Here is an 8,516-nt window from a genome sequence, read left to right on the forward strand (position 1 = left end):
TGTAAAAGATATAAAATATCAAAATAAAAATAAATTTTAGCTTTTTTTGTGGATTTTATGGCAAAAACCTCGCAAATCATTGCAAAATCAAGCAATAATGTTTAGAAATAGAATTTATTTTGCAAGCCAAATTTTAGCGATTCTTTCTAGTTTTTCCACGCTATCACTTGCATAGAAAGTTACTTTTGGAGTGTTGTCAAAAGATTTTAAAATATAAGAATTTCGTAAATATTCCATAATGGCTTCTCCTGAATGAATAAGCAGGGGCTTGTGATGATAATAATGTGAAATGGAATCCGCAATTAAAGGGAAATGTGTGCAGCCTAAAATAATGGCTTCTGGTGTTTGAGAATAGAGGGCAAAATAGTGTTTCATCGTTGCTTCCAAGATTTCACCCTCAAAAATGCCTTCCTCCACAATAGGCACAAAAAGACTCGTGGCAAGCCCAAAAGTGTTATGATAACCCTCAAATCCTAAAAGCTCGCTATAAAGCTTGCTTTGAATTGTCGCTTTTGTGCCTAGAATTAAGATTTTGGAATCTTTATTGACGATTTTGTTTTTAAGTGCCAAAACTCCCGGCTCAATCACACCAACAATAGGATAGGGCGCAACTTCTTGCATAGCCTTTAAGCCATAAGCACTCACGGTGTTACAGGCAATCACAAGTAAATCCAAATCAAAACTTTTAAAAAATTCTAGTGCCTCTAGGGAATATTGTGCAATAGTTTCTGCGCTACGCACACCATAGGGAACGCGCGCAGTATCTCCATAATAGATGATTTCGCTAAAGTTATGGGAATGGATAAGACTTTTTAGGACGCTTATGCCTCCTGCGCCGCTATCAAATACACCAATTCTTTGTGGAATCATCTTTTAATCTTTTGCGTCGTTATTCATCATATTTAAAAATTCTTCATTGTCTTTGGATTTTTGCATTTGGGAGTAAAGGAAAGTCAGAGCGTCAATCTCGTTGTTCATTTGATGAATCGCATTGCGCAATACCCAAACTTTTTGTAATTTGTCGCTACCTAAGAGCAATTCTTCTTTGCGTGTGCCACTTTTTAGAATATCCATTGCAGGATAGATTCTACGCTCTGCGATATGGCGCGCCAAGACAATTTCGCTATTGCCTGTGCCCTTAAATTCCTCAAAAATCACTTCGTCCATTCTAGAGCCTGTTTCAATTAGTGCAGTTGCGATAATCGTTAGGCTACCACCTTGTTCAATATTTCTTGCCGCTCCAAAGAATCGTTTGGGTTTGTGTAAGGCATTTGCATCTACCCCACCGCTAAGCACTTTACCGCTGCTAGGCGTGGCGGTGTTATAAGCCCTTGCAAGACGCGTAATAGAATCTAGCAAAATCACAACATCTTTGCCCATTTCCACCATTCTTTTTGCTTTTTCTACGACAAGTTCTGCTACGCGCGTATGGTTGTTAGCGGGCATATCAAAGGTGGAGCTATAAACTTCACCCTTCACGCTCCGTTCCATATCGGTAACTTCCTCTGGACGTTCATCTACGAGTAAGACAATCAGTTCTACTTCTGGGTGGTTTTGGGTGATTCCATAGGCAAGCTCTTTCATTAGCTCTGTTTTACCTGTTCTTGGAGGTGCGACAATGAGTGCGCGCTGTCCTTTTCCAATAGGAGCAAATAAATCCAACATTCTGCCTGTGATTTTAAAGCTATTGTATTCTAATTTGATTTGTTCTGTTGGAAAGAGAGGCGTAAGATTATCAAAAAGTGGGCGATTTTTCATCTCCTCTGGAGATTGATAATTGATGGCTTCTACCTTTAAAAGAGCATAATATCTTTCTTGGTCTTTTGGAGAGCGAACTTGTCCTGTGATAATATCTCCATTTCTTAGAGTAAATCTGCGAATTTGTGTGCTACTCACATAAGCATCATTTTGCGAGCCAGAGAAATTTTCATCAATGGCGCGTAAGAATCCATACCCTTCGCTTGTAATCTCTAAGATTCCTGTAAATAGGATAAATCCACCCTTGCTCACTTGTGTTTTTAGAATCTCAAAAATCAAATCTTGACGCAAAAATTCTTGTGGATTTTCAATACCCAAAGATTTTGCGATTTCTGCAAGTTTATTAATGGATTTTGCGCGTAAATCTTCAATCGTATAACCCTCAACAGGTGTATGAGTGCGGGTTTTGTGTTCTTTTTTGTTTGAATTGTTTTCGCTCATTTGTTACCTTAAGTTTATTTAAGATTCCTTGCAAAAGTTTTTAAAGAATGTAAAAAATGAATATAAAGAATCAGATGTTAAAATCCACGAAGTCCTTATGCAGTTCCTTGTAATTTTGCAATGAAGTAAAGCGGAATTTTAATCTAAAAGCAGAATCTTGTCAAGATTAAAGCGCAATCTTATGCAATAAAATCCATTAAACTGCGGTAGCTATTGATAAAAAGCAGAATCCCAAAAAGGATAAAGACGATTCCGCAAATTCTATCAATCACTCTAAAAAGTGTGTTGTTGATAAATTTACGGAAAAATGTCGCAATGAAAATTACAGATACAAAGGCAAGAGTGAGCGCAATGAGCAACACGAGAATGCTTAATTTTAAATGCTTATCCATAAAAGGTGTAATAATAAGTCCAAAAAATAGAATTGCTTTAGGGTTTGAGAGATTAACGAGCATACCTTTTAGCATAAAAGTATAGGGGCTATGGAATTGTGTTTTGGATTCTGTTTGATTTAAATCAACATTTGAATTTACTTTAAATAGTAAAAGGTAGGAAATATAACCTAAATAGATTCCTCCAACTGCGCAAAGAATACCTTGAATCAGTGCTCCTTGTATGAGATGTGCAAAACCAAAACACACAAGACTTAGAAATATAACCCAGCCACAAAAGATTCCAAAGAGGCTTAAAAATCCAATTTTTGCGCCATAACTTAGTGTGTTCCTAAGCACAAATAAAATATCTGGACCAGGCGTTAATGCAGTGATGAATCCCACTGCTGCTAAACTGAATAACTCAAACATTAAAAGTAAGGGAAGTTTTTGGGAATCTTTGAGCCACTATTGTGTGTAATGAGTGTTTCTAAAACTGCCATACGAATTGCGACACCATTTGTTACTTGTTCTAATACTTTGCAGCGCGGGTCTTTTAGCATTGCATCACTAATATCAATATTGCGATGTACAGGTCCGGGGTGCAATAAGATAATCTCGCGATTACCAAAGATTTCTTGCGTGATACAATAATCACTTGCATAGTCTTTTAAGCTTGAATATATCGGGCAATCGTGTCGCTCTGTTTGTGTGCGCAGACTCATTACCGCATCTACTTCATCAATGACTTCTTTTAAAAACAAGCAATGACGCAAGGAGGTTTTTGGAATAAAGTGTGGAGGACCTACCAAAATCACTTCCATTCCAAATCTACCTAAAAGTTCAATATTGCTATTAGCCACACGCGAATTGCGAATATCGCCTACAATCGCAATTTTTTTGCCCTCTAAGTTGCCTAAATGTTTGCGTAAGGTGAGCAAATCCAAAAGTGCTTGTGTCGGATGCGCGTGTGCGCCATCGCCTCCATTAATGATAGAGCAAGAAACATATTGAGAAAGAATGTTTGGCACGCCGGAGTTTCTATGTCGGACGACAATCGCGCTTGGATTCATTGCGTTGAGATTCGCTGCAGTGTCAAAAAGTGTTTCTCCCTTTGCAGTGGAGCTGCGAGAAACATCTAAACGCACAACACTTCCACCTAGTCTTTTAGTCGCAACTTCAAAGCTAGAGAGTGTGCGGGTGGAGTTTTCAAAAAAGATTGTAATAACGATATGCCCATTTAAGCTATTTCTAGGTTTAGATTCTAAAAAGCTTTGAGCTAAATCCAAAATTTGTTCCACTTCGTTCTTATTGAAATCTTTAGTTTCTAAGAGATGTCGCGCCATAATCCAACCTTGCAAGTCTTTATGAAGTTTAAACAATAAAATTATAAATTTATTTTGCTTTAAGTTTCCTTTGCGGTTTTTGTTATTTGGAATAAGATTATGTTAAAATGCGAAAGTTTTATGAATTTCAAAGGGAATCTTAATGAATATAGCAATGATTGGAACAGGATATGTGGGATTAGTAAGCGGGACTTGTTTCGCAGAAATGGGAAATAAAGTTGTTTGCGTAGATGTGGTAGAATCCAAAATCGCACAGCTCAAATCCGGTGAGATTCCTATTTATGAGCCGGGTTTAGAGGAACTTGTAAATAAAAACTATCAAAATGGTAATTTATATTTCACGACTTCCTTGCAAGAGGCATTAAAAAATTGTGAAATTGTATTTATTGCGGTAGGCACGCCTATGGGTGAAGATGGAAGTGCGGATTTGCAATATGTGCTCCAAGCTGCAAAAGAAATTGGTGAAACAATGGAATCGCAACTCATTGTCGTAGATAAATCCACCGTTCCTGTTGGCACTGCACAAAAGGTTCAAGCAGCGATTGAGGAAGCACTAAAAGCACGCAAGAAAAAGATTCCATTTGGAATCGCAAGCAATCCAGAGTTTTTAAAGGAGGGAGATGCGATTAATGACTTTCTTAAGCCAGACCGCGTAGTTATTGGCGCAGAGGAAGAGTGGGTAAAGGAACGTTTAAAGGAGCTTTATGCTCCTTTTTGCCGCAGTCGTGATAGATTTATTGTAATGGACATTAAAAGCGCAGAGATGACAAAGTATGCGGCAAACGCAATGTTGGCAACGAAAATTAGCTTTATCAATGAAATTGCAAATATTTGCGAAGCAGTGGGCGCAAATGTGAATGATGTCCGCGTTGGAATCGGAAGCGATAAGCGCATAGGATACAACTTCATTTATCCGGGCTGTGGCTATGGGGGAAGTTGTTTTCCAAAAGATGTGAAAGCCTTGTCTAAAATTGCATTAGAAAATGGAGTGAATCCTAAGGTGATTTGCGCGGTAGAGCAAGTCAATTATGAACAAAAGCGAATCTTGGGTAAAAAAATCGTGCAGCATTTTGGCAATGATTTAAGTGAAAGGCAAATTTGCCTTTGGGGGCTTAGTTTTAAGCCAGAAACAGACGATATGCGCGAGGCAACTTCTATTGTTCTTATCAACGAATTAATTGCGCGCGGTGCGGTGGTAAAAGCGTATGACCCTAAGGCAATGCAAGAAGCACAGCAATTTTATCTCAAAGGGATTCCAAATATTTTATACGCCAAAAACAAATACGACGCATTAGAAAATTGTGATTGTCTCGTGCTAGTTACAGAATGGAAAGAGTTTAGAAGTCCAGATTTTTTGGAAATCAAAGAGCGTTTAAAAACGCCTATCATTTTTGATGGACGCAATCAATACAATGCCAAAAGGCTTAAAGAGCTTGGTTTTACTTATTATGAAATTGGTGTGAAGCAATGAAGTGGGTTTGTTTTATGCGATTCTTGATTTTTGGAATCATAAGCCTATTTCTCTTGAATGGGTGCGCGAAACTAGAATCCTTTAAATCCCGATTAATTCCCTCTAAGCCTGAAGAATCTTATATTCAGGCGACACGCAAAAGTGAGCTAGTCTTTGATGAGATTACGCGGATTGTCCTAATCGCGGTGCATTTAAATGCCTATGATGAGAAAAACTATCCACACGAAAAGGGAGAAGTGTTTTTTGTAGATGTGTATCAAAGTGAGCAAAATTCCTTAGGATTCCTAAAAAATGGCTACCGCTTGACTTTAAGCAATGGAGAATCTCCGATAAAAGTTACCCAACTGCAAAGTAAAGATTTACAAGGGTTAATGCAGCAAAATGCTATGCGTTGGGGAGAATACTATTTGGTTGAATTTGCGCCGCAAAATAAACGCATACAAGATAGCTTAACGCTCGTGTTAAGCCACCCAAAATTTGGTGAAAATTCCTTAAAATTTGGCTTTAAAGGCTTAAGTAAAGAGGATTTAAAAGGAAAGTAATTGCAAGATTCGCAACCCACACAAAAAATACGATTGGATATTGCTTGCGTGAAATTAGGTTTGTGTGAATCGCGCAACAAGGCGCAAAACCTCATCAAAAAGGGCAAGGTTTGCGTGAATGATAAAGTATGCAAGAGGGTTTCTTGTGAGGTGGAATCTCACGATTCCATTTCCTTTTTGGAATCTTTGCGTTTTGTCAGTCGTGCAGGGGAGAAGTTGTATTATTTTTTAGAATCCAATCCCTATCTAAAGCAGGATTTTCAGCAATATAATGCCTTAGATATTGGGGCTAGCACGGGAGGATTTAGCGAGGTTTTGTTAAAGGCAGGTGTAAAATCTGTCGTGTGTGTAGATGTAGGAAGCAATCAGCTACATACAAGCTTGAGACAGAATCCGCGCGTGAGATTCTATGAACGCACAGATATTCGTAACTTTGCAAGAGAAAATCCAGAATCGCAAACTTTTTCGCTTGTGGTTTGCGATGTTTCTTTTATTTCTATCAAGGATATTTTGGGCGCAATTAAGGCATTAGCAAGCGGACTTTTGATTTTGCTTTTCAAACCGCAATTTGAAGTGGGTGTGGAAGCAAAACGCAATAAAAGGGGCGTGTTAATGGAATCGCAAAGCGCGAAAGTAGCGTTAGAGCAGACACTTGCGCTTTTAGAAAACGAGGGCTTTAGGATTCTAGTTTGTGAGGAATCCAAAGTGAGAGGAAAGGAAGGAAATGTTGAGTTTTTTATCGCTTGCCAAACAACCAAGCCTAGCGCATAATATCACAAGTCTTGCACTTGGGAAGTTTGATGGAATGCACAGCGCACACCAAGTTCTTTTTGAAAAATTAGGCGATAAGGGCGCGATTTTGTGCATTGAAAGCAATCAAGGCGAGTTGCTGCCTCAAAAATATCGCGCATTTTACGCTAAATGTCCGATTTTTTCACTGCCTTTGGAATATGTCCGCAGCAAAAGCGACAAGGAGTTTGTGGAGTTTTTGTTGGAGATTCTGCCTAATTTAAAATGTTTGGTTGTGGGGTATGATTTTCGTTTTGGCAAGGAGCGGCATTACTACACTTTTGACTTGCAAAAGAGATTTCAAGGAGAGGTGGTTGTGGTAGAGGAGGTGTTTTATAAAAAGCTTTCCGTGCATAGTGGGTTAATCAAGGAATTATTGATTAATGGTAATTTAAAGCAGGCAAACAAACTGCTAGGGCGTCCCTATGAGATTCGTGGCGGAATCGTGCGCGGGCAGGGGATTGGCGCAAAGGAGCTTGTCGCGACGATTAATCTGCAAAACGATGGATTTTTACTCCCTAAAGAGGGAGTGTATGCAGGATTTGTGCAATTAGGCGCACAAAGTGTGGAATCCCCAAAGTATCCCGCGGTAATTTTTATTGGCAATCGTCTAAGCACAGATAAATCTTTTGCGATTGAGGGTCATTTGCTCGGAATGAAGCTAGAAGTGCAGCAAAAGGAAGCGGGATTCTTTCTTGTGAAATACTTGCGCGAAAACAAGCATTTTGAGCATTTAAGCGAGTTAAAAGAGCAGATTGGGCGAGATATTGAGCGGGCTTATAAGGCTTTGAAATGTGAAAATAGAGAATCCCAAAAGAATGCAGAGAGTGCAGGCGGCACAAACGAGGGATTCCAAAGCAGAATCGCAAGTTCCAAAGGAATAAACAATGGATAAGATTTTTGCAGAGAATCCGCAAAAACAATTTGAATTTGACGCGAAAGTCGCGGGTGTATTTGATGATATGGTGAGCCGCTCTATCCCTTATTATAAGGAAGTTTTGGGACTTTGTGCGGACTTTGCGCTAATGTATTTAAAACCCGATTCCACCTTGCTAGATTTAGGCACAAGCACGGGGGCGATGCTAATAGAAATCGCCTCTAAGTCGGAGTTTCCGCTGAATCTCTATGGAATAGACAATGCGGAATCTATGCTAGAGATAGCGAGGAATAAACTAAATGCGTATGAAATGCGCGCAAACCTTATCTGCGGCAATATTTTGGAGGTAGATTTCCCTAAAAGCGATGTCGTGATAGCCAATTACACTTTGCAATTTATCCGCCCGCTTCAGCGCGAAAAGTTGGTGCAAAAAATCTATGATTGCCTGAATCCCAAGGGCATTTTTATCGCTTCTGAAAAGGTCATCGTGGAACATAAGGAGCTGGATTTCAAGATGATTGCTTATTATTTGGCAAACAAAAAAAAGCAGGGATATAGCGATTTTGAGATTGCCAAAAAGCGTGAGGCATTGGAGAATGTGCTTGTGCCTTATAGCGAGGCAGAGAATCGCGAAATGTTTTTAAAGGCGGGATTTGAGTGTGTGGAGACACTTTTCCGCTGGGTGAATTTTGCGAGTTTTATTGCGATGAAAGAGTGAGGTGTAAGGGTCTTAAAATATTTGACAATTCAAAAACTACAATAACTTTTTGATAGCAAAAAGATTCTACTATGATAAAGTTACTTTTTGTAGCAATGAAAAGGAAAAGTCAGCATTTATTCGGGTTTTTTGTTCGTTACGATACATTAAAGTTCATAGAAGTGTTATAATTAGGAATTTTGATTTTGATAGAAGGAGGATAT

General features: G+C 38.9%; 9 protein-coding genes. 5 read left to right on the top strand and 4 right to left on the bottom strand.

Translation table 11 applies throughout. The features are described from left to right. Nucleotides 1-114 precede the first annotated feature (114 nt). The 4 genes from murI to K2N75_RS03050 all read right to left on the bottom strand — a co-directional run bounded on the left by murI (nucleotide 115) and on the right by K2N75_RS03050 (nucleotide 3,916). Nucleotides 115-870, bottom strand: coding sequence for a glutamate racemase (murI, locus tag K2N75_RS03035; protein ID WP_297579278.1), 756 nt, complete (start codon nucleotides 868-870; stop codon nucleotides 115-117). 3 nt (nucleotides 871-873) lie between these two features. Beyond that, nucleotides 874-2,199 (bottom strand): transcription termination factor Rho, encoded by a 1,326-nt coding sequence (rho, locus tag K2N75_RS03040; protein WP_115550640.1) that lies wholly within the window; start codon nucleotides 2,197-2,199, stop codon nucleotides 874-876. Between the two features lie 179 nt (nucleotides 2,200-2,378). Then, nucleotides 2,379-3,002, bottom strand: coding sequence for a LysE family translocator (locus K2N75_RS03045; RefSeq protein ID WP_297681468.1), 624 nt, complete (start codon nucleotides 3,000-3,002; stop codon nucleotides 2,379-2,381). Next, nucleotides 3,002-3,916: an aspartate carbamoyltransferase catalytic subunit gene (locus tag K2N75_RS03050; protein ID WP_297681470.1), complete on the bottom strand. Its 915-nt coding sequence runs from the start codon at nucleotides 3,914-3,916 to the stop codon at nucleotides 3,002-3,004. The genes K2N75_RS03045 and K2N75_RS03050 overlap by 1 nt, the downstream gene beginning before the upstream one ends. Nucleotides 3,917-4,058: 142 nt before the next feature. Between K2N75_RS03050 and K2N75_RS03055 the strand changes: the two genes are divergently transcribed. From K2N75_RS03055 to cmoA, 5 genes are read left to right on the top strand one after another with little or no spacing between them, the layout of a single operon-like run. Then, nucleotides 4,059-5,387 (top strand): UDP-glucose/GDP-mannose dehydrogenase family protein, encoded by a 1,329-nt coding sequence (locus tag K2N75_RS03055; RefSeq protein ID WP_297681472.1) that lies wholly within the window; start codon nucleotides 4,059-4,061, stop codon nucleotides 5,385-5,387. Next, nucleotides 5,384-5,929 (top strand): hypothetical protein, encoded by a 546-nt coding sequence (locus K2N75_RS03060; protein WP_297681474.1) that lies wholly within the window; start codon nucleotides 5,384-5,386, stop codon nucleotides 5,927-5,929. The genes K2N75_RS03055 and K2N75_RS03060 overlap by 4 nt, the downstream gene beginning before the upstream one ends. Before the next feature lie 27 nt (nucleotides 5,930-5,956). After that, entirely contained in the window at nucleotides 5,957-6,700 is a 744-nt protein-coding gene (locus K2N75_RS03065) for a TlyA family RNA methyltransferase (RefSeq protein WP_363318419.1), read from the top strand. Then, on the top strand, nucleotides 6,654-7,613 hold the full coding sequence (locus tag K2N75_RS03070) for a bifunctional riboflavin kinase/FAD synthetase (RefSeq protein WP_297681478.1): 960 nt from the start codon (nucleotides 6,654-6,656) through the stop codon (nucleotides 7,611-7,613). The genes K2N75_RS03065 and K2N75_RS03070 overlap by 47 nt, the downstream gene beginning before the upstream one ends. Beyond that, the gene (gene cmoA / locus K2N75_RS03075; protein WP_297681479.1) at nucleotides 7,606-8,313 is read left to right on the top strand and encodes a carboxy-S-adenosyl-L-methionine synthase CmoA; all 708 of its coding nucleotides are present in this window, start codon (nucleotides 7,606-7,608) and stop codon (nucleotides 8,311-8,313) included. The genes K2N75_RS03070 and cmoA overlap by 8 nt, the downstream gene beginning before the upstream one ends. Nucleotides 8,314-8,516 lie beyond the last annotated feature (203 nt).

Source organism: Helicobacter sp., assembly GCF_029067145.1.
In the GTDB taxonomy this organism is placed as follows: domain Bacteria; phylum Campylobacterota; class Campylobacteria; order Campylobacterales; family Helicobacteraceae; genus Helicobacter_D.

Coding starts and splice junctions, on each gene's coding strand:
- murI (WP_297579278.1), bottom strand. CDS start 870: ATGATTCCACAAAGAATTGGTGTATTTGATAGCGGCGCAGGAGGCATA.
- rho (WP_115550640.1), bottom strand. CDS start 2,199: ATGAGCGAAAACAATTCAAACAAAAAAGAACACAAAACCCGCACTCAT.
- K2N75_RS03045 (WP_297681468.1), bottom strand. CDS start 3,002: ATGTTTGAGTTATTCAGTTTAGCAGCAGTGGGATTCATCACTGCATTA.
- K2N75_RS03050 (WP_297681470.1), bottom strand. CDS start 3,916: ATGGCGCGACATCTCTTAGAAACTAAAGATTTCAATAAGAACGAAGTG.
- K2N75_RS03055 (WP_297681472.1), top strand. CDS start 4,059: ATGAATATAGCAATGATTGGAACAGGATATGTGGGATTAGTAAGCGGG.
- K2N75_RS03060 (WP_297681474.1), top strand. CDS start 5,384: ATGAAGTGGGTTTGTTTTATGCGATTCTTGATTTTTGGAATCATAAGC.
- K2N75_RS03070 (WP_297681478.1), top strand. CDS start 6,654: ATGTTGAGTTTTTTATCGCTTGCCAAACAACCAAGCCTAGCGCATAAT.
- cmoA (WP_297681479.1), top strand. CDS start 7,606: ATGGATAAGATTTTTGCAGAGAATCCGCAAAAACAATTTGAATTTGAC.